Origin of the sequence: Spectribacter hydrogenoxidans, assembly GCF_031846275.1 — a bacterium.
Taxonomy (GTDB): Bacteria; Pseudomonadota; Gammaproteobacteria; order Nevskiales; family Salinisphaeraceae; genus Spectribacter; species Spectribacter hydrogenoxidans.
In genome coordinates this window covers 65,701-86,555 of sequence record NZ_JAVRIB010000008.1, presented here as the reverse complement: position 1 = coordinate 86,555, position 20,855 = coordinate 65,701, and the positions used below count along the sequence as shown (strand labels likewise).

Annotated in this window: 15 protein-coding genes; 3 read left to right on the top strand and 12 right to left on the bottom strand. The window is 65.3% G+C overall.

Going from position 1 to position 20,855, the window contains the following annotated elements:
- From RM532_RS09125 to nadA, 5 genes are all read right to left on the bottom strand, one after another.
- Window positions 1–597: a riboflavin synthase gene (locus RM532_RS09125; RefSeq protein WP_311652982.1), complete on the bottom strand. Its 597-nt coding sequence runs from the start codon at window positions 595–597 to the stop codon at window positions 1–3.
- Window positions 598–603: 6 nt separating this feature from the next.
- A complete protein-coding gene (gene ribD / locus RM532_RS09120; RefSeq protein WP_311652981.1) occupies window positions 604–1,725 on the bottom strand; it encodes a bifunctional diaminohydroxyphosphoribosylaminopyrimidine deaminase/5-amino-6-(5-phosphoribosylamino)uracil reductase RibD in 1,122 nt (373 codons plus the stop codon).
- Window positions 1,722–2,231, bottom strand: a complete 510-nt coding sequence (nrdR, locus tag RM532_RS09115) for a transcriptional regulator NrdR (RefSeq protein WP_311652980.1) — start codon at window positions 2,229–2,231, stop codon at window positions 1,722–1,724. Before nrdR ends, ribD begins: the two co-directional genes overlap by 4 nt.
- Window positions 2,232–2,248: 17 nt before the next feature.
- A complete protein-coding gene (glyA, locus tag RM532_RS09110; RefSeq protein ID WP_311652978.1) occupies window positions 2,249–3,550 on the bottom strand; it encodes a serine hydroxymethyltransferase in 1,302 nt (433 codons plus the stop codon).
- Window positions 3,551–3,642: 92 nt separating this feature from the next.
- Window positions 3,643–4,743, bottom strand: coding sequence for a quinolinate synthase NadA (gene nadA / locus RM532_RS09105; protein ID WP_311652976.1), 1,101 nt, complete (start codon window positions 4,741–4,743; stop codon window positions 3,643–3,645).
- A 104-nt stretch (window positions 4,744–4,847) separates the two neighbouring features.
- Here nadA and RM532_RS09100 point away from each other — a divergent pair, with 104 nt between their 5' ends.
- The gene (locus tag RM532_RS09100) at window positions 4,848–5,669 is read left to right on the top strand and encodes a DUF6502 family protein (RefSeq protein ID WP_311652975.1); all 822 of its coding nucleotides are present in this window, start codon (window positions 4,848–4,850) and stop codon (window positions 5,667–5,669) included.
- Complete coding sequence (locus tag RM532_RS09095; RefSeq protein ID WP_311652973.1) at window positions 5,666–7,129, top strand: DUF5666 domain-containing protein; 1,464 nt, start codon at window positions 5,666–5,668, stop codon at window positions 7,127–7,129. The genes RM532_RS09100 and RM532_RS09095 overlap by 4 nt, the downstream gene beginning before the upstream one ends.
- Window positions 7,130–7,194: 65 nt before the next feature.
- Here RM532_RS09095 and RM532_RS09090 read toward each other — a convergent pair whose 3' ends face one another.
- From RM532_RS09090 to RM532_RS09070, 5 genes are all read right to left on the bottom strand, one after another.
- Window positions 7,195–10,551, bottom strand: coding sequence for a choice-of-anchor Q domain-containing protein (locus tag RM532_RS09090; protein ID WP_311652972.1), 3,357 nt, complete (start codon window positions 10,549–10,551; stop codon window positions 7,195–7,197).
- A 188-nt stretch (window positions 10,552–10,739) separates the two neighbouring features.
- Entirely contained in the window at window positions 10,740–12,521 is a 1,782-nt protein-coding gene (gene aspS / locus RM532_RS09085) for an aspartate--tRNA ligase (RefSeq protein WP_311652970.1), read from the bottom strand.
- Window positions 12,522–12,602: 81 nt separating this feature from the next.
- Window positions 12,603–13,235: a DUF502 domain-containing protein gene (locus RM532_RS09080; RefSeq protein WP_311652969.1), complete on the bottom strand. Its 633-nt coding sequence runs from the start codon at window positions 13,233–13,235 to the stop codon at window positions 12,603–12,605.
- On the bottom strand, window positions 13,235–13,585 hold the full coding sequence (locus tag RM532_RS09075) for an FmdB family zinc ribbon protein (protein WP_311652968.1): 351 nt from the start codon (window positions 13,583–13,585) through the stop codon (window positions 13,235–13,237). The genes RM532_RS09080 and RM532_RS09075 overlap by 1 nt, the downstream gene beginning before the upstream one ends.
- Window positions 13,586–13,664: 79 nt before the next feature.
- A complete protein-coding gene (locus RM532_RS09070; protein ID WP_311652967.1) occupies window positions 13,665–15,005 on the bottom strand; it encodes a UDP-glucose dehydrogenase family protein in 1,341 nt (446 codons plus the stop codon).
- Window positions 15,006–15,326: 321 nt separating this feature from the next.
- On the opposite strand from RM532_RS09070, the gene RM532_RS09065 reads away from it, so the two are divergent.
- Window positions 15,327–15,980 carry a hypothetical protein gene (locus tag RM532_RS09065; protein ID WP_311652966.1) on the top strand — a complete coding sequence of 218 codons (654 nt, stop codon included), beginning with the start codon at window positions 15,327–15,329 and terminating at the stop codon, window positions 15,978–15,980.
- A 1-nt stretch (window position 15,981) separates the two neighbouring features.
- Here the strand turns inward: RM532_RS09065 and RM532_RS09060 are convergent, their stop codons facing one another.
- The gene (locus RM532_RS09060) at window positions 15,982–17,625 is read right to left on the bottom strand and encodes a DUF2793 domain-containing protein (protein ID WP_311652965.1); all 1,644 of its coding nucleotides are present in this window, start codon (window positions 17,623–17,625) and stop codon (window positions 15,982–15,984) included.
- Complete coding sequence (locus RM532_RS09055) at window positions 17,622–20,765, bottom strand: phage tail protein (RefSeq protein ID WP_311652964.1); 3,144 nt, start codon at window positions 20,763–20,765, stop codon at window positions 17,622–17,624. The genes RM532_RS09060 and RM532_RS09055 overlap by 4 nt, the downstream gene beginning before the upstream one ends.
- Window positions 20,766–20,855 lie beyond the last annotated feature (90 nt).

The window sequence follows — 20,855 nt, the reverse complement described above, 5'->3', positions numbered from 1 at the left end:
CTATCCCCTGACCTCGAGCAAGCGTTCCAGATAGCGCGCCACCTGGTCGATTTCCAGATTCACCCGGTCGCCCGGCGCGCGGTCGCCCAGATTCGTGCAATCCACCGTGTGGGGCACCAGATTCACGTCGAATACGTCACCGTCGATGCCATTCACGGTCAGGCTCACCCCGTCGACGGTGATCGAGCCCTTGCGCGCCAGATAGCGCGTCAGATCTGTCGGCGCCCGATACCACACACGCCAGGAGCGGGCATCGGCCTGCCGATCCAGCAGCGTCCCCATGCCATCGACATGGCCCGACACCAGATGTCCGCCCAGCGGGTCGCCGGCCCGCAGCGCGGGTTCCAGGTTGACCCGCGCGCCGACCGCTCGATCCCCGAGCGTGGTCAGGGCCAGGGTTTCACGCGACACGTCCGCCGAGAATCCGGTCGCCGAGAATCCGGTCGCGGTAAGACAGACACCGTCCACGGCAATACTGTCGCCCAGTCCAATCGTACCCAGGTCCACGCCGCGGGTATCGATGTGCAGGCGAACGTCACCGTCACGTATCTCCTGTTCCGCGATGCGTCCCACGCCGCGGATGATGCCGGTAAACATTTGTCTTCAGCCTCTCCCTGGGTCCGCGGTGTCGGCCGGTCGGGCTGTCACCCGCCAGTCGTCGCCAACGGCGCGCATGTCGACGATCGACAGCGCTCGCCGGTCGGCGAACCGGGTCAGCCCCGGCATTGCCAGCAGGGGCCGGCCGCCATCCCCGATAATAGACGGCGCAAGATACACCACCAGTTCGTCCACCAGGCCGGCATCCAGGAAGGCGCCGGCCAGCGTTGGCCCGGCCTCCACCAGCACATCGTTGATCTGCGCCTCGGCAAGCCCCGCCATCACGGCAGCCAGATCCAGCCCGCCGGTGCCGGCAGGTACCCGTTCCAGCGCGGCGCCCGCCACCGCCAGCGCATCCCACGCGGGGCCGGCGGGTGCCGCGGTGAATACCAGCGTGCGGCCCGGCAGCCCCAGCATGCGCGCCGTCACCGGCAGGCGCAGGCGAGTATCCAGCACCACCCGCAGCGGCTGACGCCAGTCCCCCGGCAGACGCACGTTGAGCGATGGGTCGTCGGCCAGCACGCTGTCGATGCCGGTCAGGACCACCCCGCTTTCGGCACGCAGGTGGTGCACATCGTCCCGGGCCGCCGGCCCGGTAATCCACTGACTCTGCCCGTCCGCCCCGGCGGTGCGGCCATCCAGGCTCGCCGCCAGCTTGAGCCGGACGCGCGGGCGTCGATACCGCATGCGGCAGACAAACCCCGGATTGAGCGCGGCACAGTCGTTCTCCAGGACCCCGCTCTCGGTGTCGATGCCCGCCGCCTGGAGCATGGCGAGCCCGTTGCCGGCCACCTGCGGATTGGGATCGATCATGCCGGCCACGACCCGCCGAACGCCCGCCTCGATCAGCACACCGGTGCAGGGAGCGGTCCGACCGTAGTGACTGCAGGGCTCGAGCGTGACGTAGGCGGTTGCACCGGCGGCCCCGCCAGCGCGGGCCCGGGCGTCTTCCAGCGCGTTGACTTCGGCATGGGCCTTGCCGGCCGCGGCATGCCAGCCTTCGCCGATGATCTCGCAGTCCCGCACCAGCACGCAGCCAACCCGGGGATTGGGCGGCGTGCCATGCCACCCGCGGCGGGCCAGCCCGATGGCCCGGGCCATGTACCGGGCGTCGTCCGCCGCCGTCACTTGCCGGAATCGGAGCCGATCAGCGACAGCTGCGCACGGGCGGCTTCCGGGCCCGGCGTCGCCTCCAGCCGCTCGATTTCCTCGCGAAAGGCGTTGACATCCTCGAACCGGCGGTAAACCGAGGCAAAACGCACGAATGCCACCTGATCAAGCTCCCGCAGCTCTTCCATCACCCAGTTACCCAGGCGCCGCGAGGGCACATCACGCTCGCCATCGGTCCTCAGCCGCTGGCGAATCCGGCTGACCGCGGCATCCACCGCCTCGGCGCTGACCGGCCGCTTGTAGAGGGCGCGATCAATACCCCGTCGCAGCTTGGCTTCGTCGAAGGGTTCCGGCGTGCCATCGTTCTTGGCGATGCGCGGCAATACCAGTTCCGCGTTCTCGAACGTAGTGAAGCGCGAGCCGCAATCCGGGCACTCCCGCCGACGGCGCACCTGGCTGCCCTCGGCCGCGAGGCGCGAGTCGACCACCCGGGTGGCTTCGGCGTTACAGAAGGGGCAGAGCACGAGGTGGGGCCGGGCAATCAGCCGGCGGCGGCCCGGTCCAAATGCGCCGGCTGCCGGTAGACCGGGAAGCGTGCGCAGAGTTCTTCGACCTTGCCGCGAACGCTGTCGATGGTGGCATCCACCCCGCCCTCGGTGGCCAGGGCGTCGACCACGTCGCAGATCCAGCCCGCCACGCTGCGCATTTCCGCCTCGCGAAAACCGCGGGTGGTCGAGGCCGGCGTGCCGATGCGCAGACCGCTGGTGACAAACGGCGAGCGCGGATCATCGGGTACCGCGTTCTTGTTCACCGTGATGTGCGCCCGGCCAAGTGCCTCTTCCGCATCCTTGCCGGTGATGTCGCGGCTGATCAGCGACAGCAAGGCCAGATGGTTGTCGGTGCCACCGGACACCACGTCAAGCCCGCGCTCGAGAAACACGTCGACCATGGCCCGGGCGTTGGCCACGGTCTGGGCCTGATCGGCACGGAAGGCATCACTCAGCGCTTCCTTGAACGCCACCGCCTTGCCGGCAATGACGTGCATCAGCGGACCACCCTGGGTGCCCGGAAATACCGCGGAATTCAGCCGCTTGTAGAGCTTCTCGTCGCCCTCGGCCGAGAGGATGATGCCGCCACGCGGCCCGCGCAGGGTCTTGTGGGTGGTAGAGGTCACCACGTGGGCATGAGGCACAGGACTGGGATATTCCCCGGCCGCAACCAGACCGGCCACATGGGCCATGTCGACCAGCAGATACGCGCCGACGCTGTCGGCGATGGCACGCATGCGCTGCCAGTCGATCTGCCGCGAATAAGCCGAGAACCCGGCGATCAGCATGGCCGGGCGGTGTTCGTCGGCCAGCGCCTGGACCTCGTCGTAATCGATCTGGCCGGAGACCGGATCGATACCGTACTGGACCGCGTTGTAGTGCTTGCCCGAGAAATTGGGGGCGGCGCCATGGGTTAGATGCCCGCCGTGGGCCAGGCTCATGCCCAGCACCGTATCGCCGGGCTTGACCAGCGCCATGAAGGCCGCGCCATTGGCCTGGGCCCCGGAGTGCGGCTGCACGTTGGCGTAATCGCAACCGAACAGTTCGCAGGCGCGCTGGATGGCCAGCGTCTCGGCCACGTCGACATGCTCACAACCGCCGTAGTAACGCTTGCCGGGGTAACCCTCGGCGTACTTGTTCGTCAACACCGATCCCTGAGCCTCCAAGACCCGCGGGCTGGTGTAGTTCTCGGAGGCGATCAGTTCGATATGCGATTCCTGACGCGACTGCTCGGCGGCAATGGCCGCGGCAAGCTCGTCATCGAAGCCGGCGATGGTCTGAGACGGATCGAACATGGAAAGGTGGGCTCCCCGTTCAAGTGAAGAAACCCGATATTGTACCGCAACATGCGGCCGGACCCCAGATATGGGGCTCGCGAGGGCCGGCGCTAGGCGGTGATTTCCAGCATCAGATCCAACGCCGCCTTGGCCTCGCGGGCCTCGTCGGCGGGTACCCGAATGCGGTTGACCACGTTGTCGTCCACCAGGTTCTCCATCACCCAGGCCAGATGCTGGGGGTCGGTACGGAACATGGTGGAACACATGCAGACCACCGGCGACATGAACTGCACCTTCACCCCTCTCGGGGCCATCTCGTTGTGCAGGCGATTGACCAGATTCAGTTCGGTGCCCACCAGCCAGTGGGTGCCGGGTTCACTGGCCCGCACGGTCTTCAGGATGGTTTCGGTGGAGCCGACCACGTCGGAGGCCTGACACACCTCGAAGGCGTTTTCCGGATGCGAGATGACCCGGCCCTCGGGGTGCTGCTCGCGGAACTTGGCGACATGATTGGGATGGAACATCTGGTGAACCGAACAAAAGCCCTTCCACAGAATGATCTTTGCCGCACGGATTTCGGCTTCCGTGAGGCCGCCCATGGGCTTGTCAAAATCCCAGGTCACCATGTCGTCCAGGCTCACGCCCATGGCATGAGCGGTGTTGCGGCCCAGATGCTGATCGGGGAAGAACAACACCTTCTCGCGCCGCGACCAGGACCAGTCCAGCACTCCGCGGGCGTTGCTGGAGGTGCACACGATGCCGCCGTGGCGACCGCAGAACGCCTTGAGGTCGGCCGCAGAATTGATGTAGGTGACCGGCGTGACCTGCTCGTCCGGGTCCAGCACTTCGCCCAGTTCGCGCCAGGCCCGTTCGACGTTGCGCAGGTTGGCCATGTCGGCCATCGAGCAGCCGGCCGCCATGTCCGGCAGGATCACCTGCTGTTCGGGGCGCGAGAGGATGTCAGCAACCTCGGCCATGAAGTGGACGCCGCAGAACACGATGTACTCGGCATCACACTCGGCCGCCTGCTTGGACAACTTGAGCGAATCGCCGGCGATATCCGCGTGCGCAAACACCTCGTCGCGCTGATAATGATGGCCCAGCACCACGCAGCGCGAGCCCAGCGCGGATTTGGCCGTCCGGATGCGCGCATCACAGGCCTGATCGTCCAGCTGGGCGAAATCCTGCAGGGCCAGAGCGTTAGCGGTCATCGTGGTCGTTCCTTCATGCGGTCAACCACCGAAAATATCACAGTCGCTGCCCCATCCGGTCCGGATGCGGCGACACCAGGAGCAAATGGGATACCATTCCCAGTGTGAGCGAGTCACCCCGAACCTGGATTGCCCACGCCTGCCACCGGCTGCTGCGCCCACTGGTGAGGGTACTGCTGCGCCACGGGGTCGCCTATGACGATTTCGCCGAAGTCACCAAGAGCGTCTACGTCGAGGTGGCACGGGAGAGTTTCACCCCGCCCGGCAAGCGGCCGACCGACGCCCGCACGGCGATCGTCACTGGGCTGACGCGCAAGGAGGTCAAGCGCCTGCGCGAGCAGACAGACCCCGTATACGCGGCCCGCGACTGGGGGGGCGCCAACCGGGCGACGCGGGTGCTGTCCGGCTGGCATCGCGACCCGGCGTTCACCGACGCCGCCGGCGAGCCGCGGCCACTGCCCCTGTCGGATACCGAAACCGGTTTTCCGGCCCTGGTGCGGCAATACAGCGGCGACATCCCGGTCAGCGCGATTCTTGCCGAGCTCGAACGGGTAGGCGCGGTTGCCCATCGAAACGGCAATCTGATCGCCCGGCGCCGCGCCTTCGTGCCGGAAGCCGGAGACCCGGAAAGTACGCGCATGCTGGGCACAGCCGTGCACGATCTGCTGAGCACCATCGAACACAACCTCGACCCGGACGGCAGCCAGCGGCCCCGTTTCCAGCGCAGCGTGTTCAACCCCCGGGTCGACATACGCGCCCTGCCCGTTTTCCATCGCCTGGTCAGCGAGCATGGTCAGCAACTGCTGGAAATCCTAGACGACTGGCTGGACCGCCACGAAATGCCGGACGACCACCGGCCGGCCACCCGCGTAGGTGTGGGCATCTACTACTTCCAGGACCCCGACGACTCCGAAGGTGACACATGACTGGGCATGGGCGAACAACAGCACGGCGCGCGAGCGGATTACTCCTGGCGCTGCTGATCACGGCCTGCGGGGGCGCGGGTGATGTGCTGCTGGCGGGGATCGAGGGCACCGGCGTCGTCACCGGCTTCGGCAGCGTGTTCGTGGACGGGGTCGAATTCACCACCGATGACGTCAGCGTCGAGATCAATGGCGAGCCCGGCAGTGAGAAGGGCCTGCGGGTGGGCGATGTGGTGACGGTTGTCGGCCGCCGCCCGGCCGATGGCACCGCCATCGCCGACCGCATCGTGTTTGATCGGGCCATCAGCGGGCCGGTGGAAGCGGCCGCGATCGCCAACGACAACGGGGCTATCCGGATTCTGGAACAGACCGTGCTGGTGGACGCGAACACCCGCTTCATCGGCACCGATGCCGACGCCCTGGCGCCTGGCAATCTGGTGGCCGTAAGCGGCCTGCGACTGGGCGACACGACCCTGCGGGCAACCTCGGTCGAGCAACTCGCCGACAACGGCATTCCTCGCAGCTTCGTGCCGGACACCACCGTGGTCGATGTGGAAGGCCGCGTCAGCAACCTGACCGGTTCGAGCTTCCAGCTCGGTGACCTGACAGTCATGCAGGATGGGGCCACTACTCTGGAAGCCGAAGCCCCACTGGAAAACGGCGCGCTGGTGGAAGTCACCGGCACCCGCGGCACCACCGACGACGGCCCTCTGATGGCTACCCGCGTGGAAGTGCGCAGCGAATCCACCGCGGATCGCAGCGGATCGGTCTTCGTCGAGGGCGTCATCACGGCGTTCAACAGCGCGGATGATTTCCGGGTCGACAACATCCCGGCCGCCGCCGGATCCGCCTCGCGGCGGGATAATGCAAGCGCCAGTCTCGAGGCGGGCCTGCGGGTATCACTGCGGGGCGAGTTCGTGGACGGGCGCCTGGTAGCCGATTCGGTGCAGGTGGAGCCGGTGCCCGACCGCCGCGTCACCGCCCGCGTTGCCAGCATCAACCGCGAATCGAACCGGCTGGCACTGCTGGGCATCGAGGCCGCTGTGCTGCCGGATACACTGTATGTCGACGAGCGCACGGGCGCTGATCGGGCGCTTCGCGTCGACAACCTCGCTTCCGGCGACAGCGTGCGTCTGGCCGGCTATGCGGACCGTGACGACGATTTTGTGGTCACGCGCCTGAGCCGGATCAGCGATCCGACGTCCGCCAGCATCCGCGGGCCGGTGGAAAGCCGAGACAGCAGCAGCGGCGAGTTGAGGGTAGGCGGCATCCGCGTTGCTACCGACACGGGCACCGAGTTCCTCGATGGTTCGGGTCGCGGAATCTCTCGGGATTCGTTCTTCGAACAGGCCCGACCCGGCGTAACGGTGACCGCCTCCGGGCCGGACAATGCGGGCGGCATCAATAACGCCTCCTCGGTGCAACTGCAGCCAGCTCAGGGTGAAGACGTCAGGCCGCAGTAGAAAAGGGCCGGATCGGGCAGTACCCGATCCGGCCCCCGGCCGTCGATAAACGCTCTACCACGGCATCAGTTGTCGTCGAAGTTAATCCCCGGACCACGCACCGGCAGGCCGTCTCCGATGAGGAAATCATCGGTTGAGACCGAAGCCGGTGCATCAAGGGTCACCGCAACAAAGCGCAGATCCGCAGGCTCTTCATCGTCACTCGGCGGATTGAATAAACCGCCGCCATTGCCGCCACCGCAGGCCGCCAGGCCCACCGTTGCAACACCGATGGCCAGCACCCAGCGCAGACGGCGGCTGAGGCCACCCACGCTGAACAGGCCGAGCAGCGCCAGCAACGTGCCGCCGGCGAACACCGGCATCTGCCAGCCGGCGTCCGCCATGCCGGACCCACTACCGGGCAGCGCGACCGTCACCACGTAGTTGGTGCCCTCGCCGGCCGCGAACGCCTGCCCCCCGGTGCCGAAGCTGACCCGGAAGGTGCCGTTGGCATTCACGTCCACGCTACCGACCGGCTCGTTACCGTCGTCGGCCAGCCCGTTGCCGTTGTCATCGACATACAGCTCGGCATCGACATTGGCAAAGTCCAGCGGCTGGGCCGGAATCCGGTCGACTTCCAGAATGCCGGACAGGCTGCCCGCGGTAATCGACTCGTCGCCGTTGTTGGTGACGCCGAAGGCCAGCACCGAGAACACCACCTGATCACCGGAATTCACGATGATCGGGCCAGTGTTGTTGTTGGACAAGCTCAGTACCGGATTGCCAGCCGCCTCGAACGCGCCCACATCGCAGTTGTCCCCGCTCGGGCGGGCTGCCCCGCGCTGGTCACCGGTCAACGGCGCGCAGGTGGCCGGCCCGCCATCAATGGCGGCACTGTCCATCTGCAGGGGATGAACACCGGTGGCCGTGATCGTCGGGCCACTGTCACCAATGCCGTCCAGCGGCCCGTCGAAACGCCCGCCGAACAACTGCAGGTCATCGATACCTGCCATGTCGGCAACCAGCGCATTCTCGGTCACGGCACCGGGGCCATCGACGTTGGCGCCCATGCCCTCGGCGCTGTTCTCGGCAATCAGGGTGCCGTCGTCAGCGTCGATCATCTGACCTTCACCCGGAGCCGACACGCCACCGCCATTGCCGGCGGTCATGTTGCGCGACACGGTAGTGAATTGCAGCGAAGTCATTCCGCTGCCCTCGCCGGGCTGCTGGAACACGCCACCACCGCCGCCCGCTTCCGGGTTCAGGGCCTGATTGTTAGACACCGTAGTGTTGGTCACGGTCATGGCGCCGGTGTTGAAATTCCACAGGCCGCCGCCCTCGCTGGCCACGTTGTAGCCCACCGAAGAATCGGCCACCGTCGTGGTGCCCGCGCCGGTGACGTGCAGACCGCCGCCATTGCCGGGGTTGGCGCCGGCATCGTTGCCCTGGGCCGCACTCAGTCCACCAAGAACCACACGGCTCAGGTTCACGATGGCATCCTTGCTCTCGATACCGCCGCCGGCGCGGTTGGCGATGTTGGACTCGATACGGGTGTCGAAAACGTTCACCGTACCGCCGGTATTGGCGAAGATGCCGCCGCCGGAGCCGGCGTCGCCGCTGGCTACATTATCGGCAATACGGGACAGGCGGATGTTGACGGTGCCGTTGCCCGAGCCGTCGCCATTATTGTTGAACACCGCACCGCCGCCGTTGGTGGCTTCATTACCCAGGGCGGAATTGCCCACCAGCGACGAGCCGCTGATGTTCATCACGCCGGTGTTGTTCCAAAGGCCGCCGCCCTCCGATGCGGCCTGGTTGCCACCGACAAAGGAATTGACCACGTCCACGTTGCCGTCGCCGGAGACGTGCAGACCGCCGCCGTTTCCGGGCATCGGGCCAGTAGTATTGCCGGACAGGTCCACCACGGTCAGCGTCACCTGCGTGCTGCCCACGGTTTCGATCCCGCCACCGGCGCGCTGGGCGCTATTACCGCTGATGCGGCTATTCTCGACGGTCAACGTGCCGCCGAAGTTATTGAGGATGCCGCCACCGGAACCGGAGCCTTCGGGAACCCTATTGCCGGTGATCACGGAGCTGGTCACGACAACCGACCCGCTACCGGCATCATCGCCGCCGGCATTGTTGAAGATGCCGCCACCGCCATCCTGGGCACCAGTACCGTTGGCCGTGTTGTTGCTCACGGTGGACCCATCGACGGTCATCGTGCCGGTGTTGTTCCAGAGGCCGCCGCCTTCCGTTGCCGCGGTGTTGTTGACGATTTCGGACATAATGATCTCGACATTGCCATTGCCGGTCACATGCAGGCCGCCGCCGTTGCCGCCACCGCCGCCGGCGGTGGTATTGGCGGTATTGCCGTCCAGCGATACTTGGTCGAGCGTGGTGGAGGTATTGGCACGCGTCTCGATCGCCCCGCCGGCACGATTGGCCATGTTGCCGATGAACGAGGACATTGAAACCGACAGCGTCGTGCCTTCGTTGGCGAAGATCGCGCCACCGGAGCTTACGTCGCCCATGGCCATGTTGTCGGCGAAGCTACTGTTCATGACGGTCAGCGACCCGGCGCCATTTTCGGCGAAGATCGCACCGCCACCCTGGCCGGTCGCATCTCCCGCATCAGCGGTACCGCCGGACGCGGTATTGCCGGTAAAAGTGGCGCCATCAACCGTCATCGAGCCCTGGTTGTTCCAGAGGGCACCACCCTCAACAGCCATATTGCCGTCGAATGCGCCTCCGTTGACCACAACACCCCCGACGCCGGTGACATGCAGCACACCGCCATTGCCCGGATTGCTGCCGGCATCGTTGCCGCTGAAGTCGACGTCGTTGAGCGTGACGGCAGTGGTAGCGCCGGACTCATCCTCGATCGCACCACCAGCCCGGTCCGCGGTGTTGTTGTTCATCGCACCGTTATTCACGGTCAGCACACCACCCGCGACGTTGAGAATCGCCCCGCCGGAACGGTCGCTGGCCGGCGCATTACCAGTAGCAGTCATGCCATTGACAAGCGTGAGGCTGTCGAGCGTCGTCATACCGGCGTTGGTAAAAATGCGGCTCTGGTTAACAGCGTCGATGGTGATCGGCCCGGTAATAGTCAGCGGGCTGGTCGCCACGTCGCCAAGATTGGGCAGCTGCGTGCCGTTGAGGGTGATCGTACCGCCGGCGATGCCCTCGGTGAACACGATGTTGTCGCCATTGAGAGTCTCCCCGGCGGCGCAACCGCTGGTCGGATCAAGCACGTTGGTATTGGCGCTGATGATCGCCTCGCGCAAGGTGCAAGAGGAGTCGTCCTGCACGGTGTCATCGAGACTATCGACCACGATTTCCGCGGCCAGTCCCGAGGTGGTAAACAGAAGCAGTCCGCCAGCCGCAGCGCCGCGCGCCCACCCCTTTCTGAGCCATTGATATCTTCTCAGATCACGCATTTCCCGACACTCCTTGTTCGATGACGCGTTGGGCGCGCCGCCCCGCCTACTGGGACTTTCATCCCAATGATTAGGGCTCGTTGTCCCAATGTTTGGAGGCAAAGTCAACTCTGATCCGGGCGGTGGCTAAAAAAAAGCGCCGTTCCGGGGAACGGCGCTCCGATACGCGCGACGATTCGCGTGCTGCGTCAGCTGTCTTGCGACGTCTGGCGCAACCGAATCCCGAGTTCCCGCAGCTGCCGGCTGTCGGCATCCCCGGGCGCGCCGGTGAGCAGGTCGGTGGCGGTCTGGGTCTTGGGGAAGGCGATCACTTCGCGGATGGAGTCCGCGCCGACCATGAGCATGACAAGACGGTCCAGGCCGAAGGCAATGCCGCCGTGCGGGGGCGCGCCATACTTCAGCGCTTCGAGCAGGAAGCCGAACTTCTCCTCGGCCTCCTCGGCACCGATGCCCAGCACCTCGAACACCCGGCTCTGCACCTGGGGGTTGTGGATACGGATGGAGCCGCCGCCGATCTCGGTGCCGTTGAGCACCAGATCATAGGCCCGCGACATCGCCTCGCCGGGCGCCTCGGCCATGGTGGCGGCATCGTCACCAACCGGCGCGGTGAAGGGGTGATGCAACGCCGCCCAGCGCTTTTCGCGGTCGTCCCACTCGAACATCGGCCAGTCGACCACCCACAGCGGCTTCCAGCCGGCCGCCACACGATCCAGGTCATGCCCCAGGCGCACCCGCAGCGCCCCCAGCGCGTCGTTGACCACGCCGGCCTTGTCGGCCCCGAAGAACAGCAGGTCCCCGTCGGCGGCGCCAGTGCGGCTCATGATGCCAGCCACGGCCTCGTCGGACAGGAATTTCAGAATCGGGGAGGCCAGGCCGTCACGGCCGCCGGCCGCGTCGTTGACCTTGACGTAGGCCAGGCCCCTGGCGCCGTAGCGGCCGACGAAATCGGTGTAATCGTCGATCTGCTTGCGGGTCAGCGCACCCCCGCCCGGTACCCGCAGCACTGCCACGCGGCCGCCGGCGTCGTTTGCCGGGCCGGAGAACACCTTGAATTCGGCATCGGCCACCAGATCGGCGATATCCACCAGTTCCAGGTCGATGCGAAGATCCGGCTTGTCGGACCCGAAACGGCGGATGGCCTCGGCGTAGGCCATGCGCGGGAACGGCTCGGGCAGTTCCTCGTCCAGCACCGCCCTGAAAAGCTCGCGGATCATGCCCTCATTGAGCTCGATGATGTCGGCCTCGTCCACGAAGGACATCTCGATATCTACCTGGGTGAATTCCGGCTGGCGGTCGGCGCGCAGGTCCTCATCGCGGAAGCAGCGGGCGATCTGGTAGTAGCGGTCCATGCCGCCCATCATCAGCAGCTGCTTGAACAGCTGCGGCGACTGCGGCAGGGCGAAGAACTGCCCCGGATGCGTACGGCTGGGAACAAGATAGTCACGCGCCCCCTCCGGGGTGGCCTTGGTCAGGATCGGCGTCTCCATATCCAGGAAGCCCCGCTCGTCCAGGTAGCGGCGCAGCACCCGCGTGGTCTGCGCCCGCATCTGCATGTGCCGCTGCATGCGGGGCTTGCGCAACTCGATGTAGCGATAGCGCAGGCGCGCCTCGTCGCCGACGCCGTCGGCATCATCCAGCTGGATCGGCGGCGTTTCCGACGCGTTGAGCACGGTCAGGTCGGTGCCCAGCACCTCGATCTGACCGGTGGCCAGCTTGGCGTTGAGCGTGCCCTCCGGACGACGGCGCACCCGGCCGGTGGCGCGAATGCAGTATTCCGGGCGCAGGCGCTCGGCCTCGGCGAACAGGTCGGCCCGGTCCGGATCGAACACCAGCTGCAGCAGGCCTTCACGATCGCGCAGATCGATGAAGATCACGCCGCCATGGTCCCGCCGGCGATGCACCCAGCCGCACACGGTGACCTCGCTGTCGATCAGGTTTTCGTCGACTTCGCCGCAGTAATGGGAACGCATGGGGTTTCGGGCTCCGCGCCAGTATCAAAGGCGCGCAATACTAAATGAAGCGGGCGTGGATGCCCACCGCCGGGCCCGTGGCTACCCGGGCGCCCGGTCGTCGGATGTCCGGAGGTCCGGAGCGGATTCCGGCGTCACCACACCCAGCGAAATCACCATCCTCAGGCCGTCCTCCACCGACATCTCCAGCTCGATGATGTCCTCCCGAGGCACCAGCACCACATAGCCCGAGGTGGGATTGGGCGCGGTGGGAATGAAGACAGTCAGCACTTCCTGCGAGGTTTTCGCCTGCACTTCGCCGATGGGGCTGCCGGTCTGGAACGCCAGCGTCCACATGCCGCGCCGCGGATACTCCACCATCAGCACCTGCCGGAACGACGACCCCTGATCGCCCAGTACCGTTTCCGCCAGCCGCTTGACTCCGGAATAAACCGTGCGCACGAACGGCACCCGGCCCAGCAGCGATTCCGCCCAGGCCACCAGGCGACGGCCGAAGAGGTTGGCCGCCAGCGCCCCGGTACCCAGTACCAGTAACAGGCTGAGCAGAATGCCCAGCCCCGGTATCGCGAAGCCGAGCAGCGCCTCGGGCCGCCAGGTGGGTGGCACCAGCAGGAGCGACCGGTCGAGAAATCCGACCAGCAGCTGCAGAACCAGGAGAGTGGCAACCAGCGGCAGCCAGACCAGCAAGCCGGCGATCAGCCACCGGCGCAGCATCAACCCGTGCCGGTGGACGCGCTGGTCTTGTCTTTCTTGTCGCTCTTGCCGGAAGACTCGGACTTGCTGGTTGACGAGGATTTGCTATCGCCCCCGCCGTCGGCCTTGCTGCTGTCGGACTTGCCGGAATCAGCCTTGTTCTCGGCGCCGGCGAGATTGCGCTTGCCGTCCTTCTTGAAGTCGGTCTCGTACCAGCCGCTGCCCGCAAGCCGGAAACCGGCGGCCGAGATCTTGCGCTTGAGCGACGGCTTCTCGCAGTCCGGACAATCCTTCAGCGCATCTTCCGCCATCCGCTGCAGACGCTCGATCTCGGCGCCGCAGGACTCACACACGTATTCGTAAATCGGCATGTTGCTTTCACCCAGGGGCGGGGATTCCCGCATCACCCGCTCAAACTAAGGCCAGTGACGGGAAAAGCAAGCCCTCGAATCAGACTGGTGACGGATTTCCCGCTGCGCGGCCGATGCCGTAGTAGGTAAAGCCCTCGCGCCGCAGGTACTCGGGCTCGTAGATATTGCGCCCGTCGACGATTACCGGCCGGGCCATCAGGGTCTTGAGCTCGTCGAAATCCGGACTACGGAAGATATGCCATTCGGTCACCACCACCAGGGCGTCCACGCCCTCGGCGGCGGCCAGGGCGTTGTCGCACAGGACCAGATCCGTGCGATCCCCGTAGAGCCGGCGCGCTTCACCCATGGCTTCCGGGTCGAACGCCCGCACCGAGGCACCGGCCGCCCACAGCGCTTCCATCAACGTCCGGCTGGGGGCCTCCCGCATGTCATCGGTATTGGGCTTGAATGCCAGGCCCCAGATACCGATGGTCCGCCCGGCGAGATCACCGAAATGCGCCTGCAACCGTTCGAACAGCACCCGTTTCTGACGCGTATTGACACCCTCGATGGCGTCCAGCAGCGCCGGCTGGTAGCCATGTTGTCTGGACGTGCTGCCCAGTGCCCGCACATCCTTGGGAAAGCAGGAACCGCCGAAGCCGCAGCCCGGGTAGATGAAGTGATACCCAATCCGGTGATCGGCGCCGATGGCGGTCCGCACCCGTTCGATATCCGCGCCCAGTCGGTCGGATATCTGGGCCAGTTCGTTCATCATGCTGACCTTGGCCGCCAGCATGATATTGGCGGCGTACTTGGTCAGTTCCGCCGAGCGGATGTCCATGACCATGCAGCGGTCGCGGCTGCGATTGTACGGTGCGTACAGCGCCCGTAAGTGGTCCGCCGCGCGCTCGTTGTCCACCCCGATCACCACCCGATCAGGCTTCATGAAGTCCTCGATCGCGGCCCCCTCCTTCAGGAACTCGGGGTTCGAGGCCACATCGAACTCCGGTGACACCGCTCGCGCCTCGAGTGCGGCGCGGATCGTTGCACGTACCTCGTCGGCCGTGCCTACCGGGACGGTGGATTTGGTGATGACCAGCCGGTATTCGGTCATGTGGCGCCCGATCGTGTCCGCCACCTGGCGCACGTACTGCAGGTCGGCGGCGCCGCTCTCATCCGAGGGCGTGCCCACCGCGATGAACTGGAGCTTGCCGTGTGCCACGCCCGCTGCCGCATCGGTGGTAAAGGACAGACGGCCAGCGTTCACGTTGCCTGCTACCAGCGCGTCCAGACCGGGTTCATAGATGGGAACTTCGCCATGCGACAGACGCGCGACCCGATCGGCGTCGACGTCCACACAGACGACATGGTTACCGGTTTCCGCCAAACAGGCGCCGGTCACCAGACCGACATATCCGGTTCCGAAGATCGTAATACGCAAGGGTAGTGTCCTTCAGGCTGGCGTGACGATTACAGACCTAACCGCCGGTGTCATCAGCATGAAAGACTAGCAGAGGGTTTATTGCGCCAGCATTACAGCTGGTGCCGACGCAAACAGGGGCAAGCCGCTCACCGAGGAATGTGGCGGGGCAGAAACCCGGTGCTTGCCGATGGCGTCCCCAAGGGTACGCGCAGGTTGCCTTGCGCTGCTGCGCTACAGCCAGCCCGTGACGCTCAAGGCGGGATAGTGCAGGCACTCGCCCCACCACCCCCGAATATGCTACCCCTACGCCGCGAACAACAACGCCAATCAGGGGAACCCATGCGTCACGCCATCACCGGGCTGCTACTCGCGGCCATCGCCTCGCCTGCCGTCGCGCAGTCCACGTTCCTGATGCCGGAGGTGCCGCGGTACTTCTACCTGCAGGGCGATTACGTCGAGGATGCCGAGCTGGAGGGGAATGTCGGGTCGACCGACGGGGACGGCTTCGGGGGCAGCCTGTGGGTGCCGACCAGCCAGATGTCGTTCGTGACGGTGGACTACCGCACGGTGGACAACGACCAGGGCGATCTGGACGAACTGGCGTTCGGCATCGGCCTGCATGGCGCGCTGACGCCGGCGCTCGATCTGTACGGCACCATCAACTATGACCGCCTCGAGCTGGACCTCGGCAGCCAGGACTTCGACGCCAACGGCTTCGGCGCCCGGGCCGGCCTGCGCGCGTTCCTCGCGGATGATCGGGTGGAGCTATTCGGCGAGGGCCAGTACAGCGACTACGGCGATGCCGACGTGGGCGGCGGTGCCGAGGTGGATGTGCAGGGCCAGTTCCTGACCGGCGGCATCGTCGTCAACATCACGCCGGCGGTGGCGCTGCATGCCGAGTACCGCACCGGCACCTACGAACTGGACTTTCAGGGCGCCACGGACGTGGACCGGGATGACGTGACGCTGGGGGTGCGGGTGTATCTCGATTAACCTAGACGACCCACTGCTGGAACCCGCTCGGGATATCGTACCCCGGCTTCTCGCGGATCACCCAAGCGGTATCGTTATCCAGCCGACAGGCCAGCATTGCATCGGGCCATGCCGAAATATCTATACCGCCAGTCCCCGCCGCCGGATCTCCGTCCCAACCCCCGTTCCCGCCCACATAGGCACGCCCTGAATCCATGTCGACAGCAATCCGGAGTGTGTCGCCTTGACCCAAACTACCGATATCGGCGACCTGGACATCTAAAGTCTTAACTACGCCATTGTAGTAGACGCCTATCGACTCGGCATCGCCGCCGGTAGTCGGGTCGCCCAGCCTCGGAGCGCCCGTGATATCCAGATTGCTGCTAGCCAGCCCGGCCAGATAAACAGAACCTGCCGCATTGGATTCTGCATGAATCTCCGCATACCATTTACCCGCCGATTTTGCCGCTTCCGAGCGTGCCGCCGCCGGCGTGTTCTGCGCGACAATGCGGAAACCGCCATTGGTCAGTTCGCCGTTACTCGTCTTATCGGTGGCACTCCAGATAACCGCACCATCAACGCCGCCTGATAAACTTCTGCCGTCGAGCACCCACTCATTAGTCGATCGCTTATATAGACACGCGCTGGTCCATTGGCCATCGATCTTGGAACCATCGGGTGCCCGCACCGTGACGCCGGCGGCAGCGGCTACCTCCACCAGCGCCACGTCGGTCTGGACCAAGATCACCTCGTATCCGACCGGCAGGGCGACCGATGCATTATCCGGGACCGTACAGGCCATCACACCGCCGCTACCGCACTCCAGGCGTCGCCCCATGTCACTTATACCTAAGGTGAAGTCCCCGCTCTTCATCGCGCGACTGCGCCCAGCGCCGCTCATCAAGCCCGCATCATCGATGATGACCGGCGATGCCTGAATCGTGGCGCCACCTGTTCCGTCGAAACGAGGCACCGAATTATCGGTCGACGATTCCGGACCCGTGACATTTCCGGAGGCCCCACTCTCTGCCCCCACCCCCTTGCTGATCACGCGCCAACTGGTGCCATCGGATGCCAGCCACATGAATTGATCCGCCGTGCCCAGCGTGAACAGTGTCGTGCCGCCGGCATTCTTCAGGATCAGACTGTTACCCTCCGCGTTACCCAGGTAAAACCCGAACTCGAGATGTTTCGCGCTGGCTGCAGATGGCAGCGTTGCTGATACATCACCCCCACTAGCGTCGACGACGTTCAGGACTCCGGCGTCACCGCCGGTCACGGTCCACGACGATGATTTCGCCAAATGCGGTACGCGCCGTCGCGAGAACGGCACGGCATCAACGTAGGCAGAGCCATTGAAGGCGATGGTCGTATCCTCATCATTCACCCACAGCCGCAGACCCTCGATGGGTGTGTACGCCTTCCAGCTGCCGCCGTAGTAGTGGGCGATGTCGTGCTCGCTGAAACCGTCCCAGTCCGCGCCGGTGGCGCTGCCGGTGATGATGTAGGTATCACCGGCCGACGGGCTGCCGGGCTGGGCGTCCGTGGTGCGCGACAGCACGCGGATGGTGCGGCCCTCGATCTGGCGCAGCGCCTCGTTGACGGTCGCGTAGGGGTCAACCTGGCCGTCGACCAGCTCTTTCAGGTCCAGTAGATCAGTGCTCATAGCGTTGCCTCGGCCACGTACCCGCGGCCCACGGTTGCGGAAATCTGATACAGGCGAACCAGCACCGACGACTGCGCGCTGCCGAAGTCGGTGGTCTGCTGGCTATCGGTGTACAGGTACTCGGTGGACTCGAAATCGGTGAGGAACGGCACGGTGTAGGTGTTCACCACCGCTTTCGTCGCGCTGTCCAGCACATCGATCTCAAACCTCACGAACTGCTCGTACAGCGGCGTGGTCTGCCAGCCACCGCCCAGGCGGGTGCGCCGGGTCCAGGTGATCAGCAGGTTGCCACCGTCGTCCCGCTGCCCGACCAGATGCGCCGGTGCCCAGGGCTTGAGTGCTACGCCCTGCGGCGTGTTCGGCTCGTTGTCGGCATTGGCGGCGTCGGTGCCGAACGTCACCCCGCGCAGCAGCTGCGACACGCCCACGGCATTGGTCACACCGGACACGCGGGAAAGCGCCGTATTGAGCAGCACGAAGCGATCGCCCAGTTGCGTGTCGCCGATGGCGTGTTCCGTGCCCAGACGCCCCTGCAGCAGATAGGTCAGCCGGTAGCGGGTGCGCTCGCCGCCCACGTCCAGGTCTTCCACGTCGCGGAAGCTCACGATATTCCACCGGCCGGGCGCGCCGATCGCGGCCACGTTGGCCGTGCCGTTGAGAAACGCCAGCTCGTTCGTGTCCGCCAGGTCCCCGGCAATCATCTCCACGTCGATGAAACCGCCCTCATCGATGATCGTGGATAGCGCGGCCGCCGGAGGCGCCACGATCTCGCCGACCGTGGCGCGGTCCGTAATCGTCACCAGGTTGGCAAACGTCTCGCCGCCATCGCTGGACCGCTGCACGACACACCCGCCCCAGCCGTCGGTATAGCCCCAGGCGGCGATGTAGTACCCGGCGCTGTCGTGGGCGTCATCCAGCGCCGGCAGGTCCAGCACCTGGATTTCAGTGGGGCCGGCAAGCGGGCCGAGCGTGCCGCCGCCCAGCACCGTGCCGGCCAGCGCCTCGCTGGTGTACTCGGCCGCTTCGTCGTCCACCACGCGCAGCTGCACCGCGCCCTGATAGGTCTTTTCCTCCACCCGCAGGCGGTAGATGACGCCATCCAGCGTCAGGGTGAACACGTCCGCCGGCTCCAGGCGATCGTACTGGCGCGGCAGACTCAGCTCGCGGCCCATGCGGGCGCGCCACTGCTCGTTGGCGACGATGTTCGCCGCCTGCGCGGCATGGGCGTCGGTGTCCGCCACGCTCATGTCCACGTCGACGACCTGGCGGGATTCCGTCACGAGCCGCTCGCTGGTCTGCTGTCCCGGCTGGTACGCGGCATTGAGCGAGGGGTAACGGATGCGCACCCGCTCCGGCAGCTCCAGGTCTTCCGTGCGTTCCTGCTGCAGCCGGGGCACCGGCTCGCTGGTCGACGCGCCCAGGTCATCGGCGTCCACGGTCATCACCGGGTCACTGCCACGGGGCACGCCTTTCAGCTTGCCGTCGCTTTCGATCCAGTCGAACCAACCCCAGGTGCGTAGGGCCTCGATGTATGACCGGGCAGTGCCACCCTGGATGGTGATGCCCCACAGCGCCTTGTCGCCGAACGCCGTGGTGTCGATCTGGCTGCTGGTGATCCCCGCCCGCTTGTGAATCAGCCGCAGGGCCTCGGCCAGGGTGATCGGGTTGGCGATGACGGCCTCGAGGTCGAACGAGCCTACCGCAGCGGATTGGACGCCGACCGGGTAACTCGACCCATAATCGTCGACAGCCGACACAAACCTGGCAGAAGCATTAGTCGCCGCAGTACGCCAAAAGGCCTCATTGTTCCTTGGGTCGTCCGCTCGAATGGTCGGATCTAAGGGATATTTTGTTACCGCGCCACCACTCGAGCTCTCAAACTGGTAATTTTGCAGCGTATAAAACGTCGCTTGAGTTGGCCCATTCTCGACTACATACGCTACATTAGGAAACACTTTCCCCGTTATTACGTCAATGCACCATTCTGGGGCCTCAGGTAATGGTTTCGTGTTCGGTCCGTCGCAGTTGCTGGCGGGATATTGAGGAACGCGATTGCACCGTACGTAATTGTTTAAACAGACAAAACTTGCCACATATGTGCTATCCGTAAATTCCGGGTGACCGGGCTCCACGCTGAATAACTCCCAATCAAGACCCCCGGGGAGCGCCTCCCTGGCGACGTCGCCCGAGCTGCCTGCCGGGTAGGACACCATTACCATGAAGCCTGGCCGTGGTGAGGTGGACGATGTGGTGTAGTTCGAGAACGCGATCGTGCCAAGAGCGATGCCGTACAAGGCATCTCGAGCATAACCATCACCTAGATCTACATCAGCAGCCGATACCGGCACATTCATATGCAGCCAGAGGCGATAGAGCTCTCCGGGGTGGCCGGTTTGCATCGCCCCATTCGGCGGCGGGTCACTTGACCAGCCGATGACATCAGGCTTCAGCGAGGCCTCATTCCCCACAGTGTCCGAAAGCGAATTTGATTCGCTTCCGGCATCGTATGGCTGAGACAGTAAATACTCATGCAAATTTCGTCCATTACGCGGGTCCGGACCGACCCCCCAAGGAAATAGCTGGCGACCCCGGACTTGCTCGTTCCAGAGCAAATCATCTCCACCCTCCAGCACCACCTCGAACTCATAGCTGCCGATCTGGTTGCCGGTGTCGGCCAGCGGCATGTCCTTGGCTACCATGTACGCCATGCCCCGGTAGGCCGGGACGTTGCCCGCGCCGTGCAGGGCTTCCAGGGTGGGGTCGGGTTCCTGGTCCGTGGCGCCGTCATAGAACGTCACGTAGTTCTCGAACACGTCGGACTTCGCCTGCGACACATAGTCCACGGCGCTGCCGATGTCCGCGAATCCGTCGACCTGATCTTCCGGCGTTTCTTCCTCGCCGGGCTCGACGCTGCGGTCATACACCAGCTTCTTGTTGCGCCAGACCCTCCGGACCTTGTACGCAAGCCCCTTTTCCGGCACCTCGGCGATGAACATCATGAAGGTGCCGAAATACTCGTACGTCGTGACACTCGGGCCGCCGCCACCCTTGCCGCCGCCTTCCTCCTTTTTGACCTCGCGGATGTCGTCGGCGTCCCACAGCTGGCCGGCCACGCGTTTGGTGCCCAGCACCATCGCCATCGGTTGGCCGTGGGCGGAGCTGGTGACGGTGGTTTCGGCGCGGGGGCCCTCGATGGACTGCGATTCGGGCGGGAACAGCAGGTTGCCCAG

Coding starts and splice junctions, on each gene's coding strand:
- RM532_RS09125 (WP_311652982.1), bottom strand. CDS start 597: ATGTTTACCGGCATCATCCGCGGCGTGGGACGCATCGCGGAACAGGAG.
- glyA (WP_311652978.1), bottom strand. CDS start 3,550: ATGTTCGATCCGTCTCAGACCATCGCCGGCTTCGATGACGAGCTTGCC.
- nadA (WP_311652976.1), bottom strand. CDS start 4,743: ATGACCGCTAACGCTCTGGCCCTGCAGGATTTCGCCCAGCTGGACGAT.
- RM532_RS09095 (WP_311652973.1), top strand. CDS start 5,666: ATGACTGGGCATGGGCGAACAACAGCACGGCGCGCGAGCGGATTACTC.
- RM532_RS09090 (WP_311652972.1), bottom strand. CDS start 10,551: ATGCGTGATCTGAGAAGATATCAATGGCTCAGAAAGGGGTGGGCGCGC.
- aspS (WP_311652970.1), bottom strand. CDS start 12,521: ATGCGTTCCCATTACTGCGGCGAAGTCGACGAAAACCTGATCGACAGC.
- RM532_RS09080 (WP_311652969.1), bottom strand. CDS start 13,235: ATGCTGCGCCGGTGGCTGATCGCCGGCTTGCTGGTCTGGCTGCCGCTG.
- RM532_RS09075 (WP_311652968.1), bottom strand. CDS start 13,585: ATGCCGATTTACGAATACGTGTGTGAGTCCTGCGGCGCCGAGATCGAG.
- RM532_RS09065 (WP_311652966.1), top strand. CDS start 15,327: ATGCGTCACGCCATCACCGGGCTGCTACTCGCGGCCATCGCCTCGCCT.
- RM532_RS09060 (WP_311652965.1), bottom strand. CDS start 17,625: ATGAGCACTGATCTACTGGACCTGAAAGAGCTGGTCGACGGCCAGGTT.
- RM532_RS09055 (WP_311652964.1), bottom strand. CDS start 20,765: ATGGCGATGGTGCTGGGCACCAAACGCGTGGCCGGCCAGCTGTGGGAC.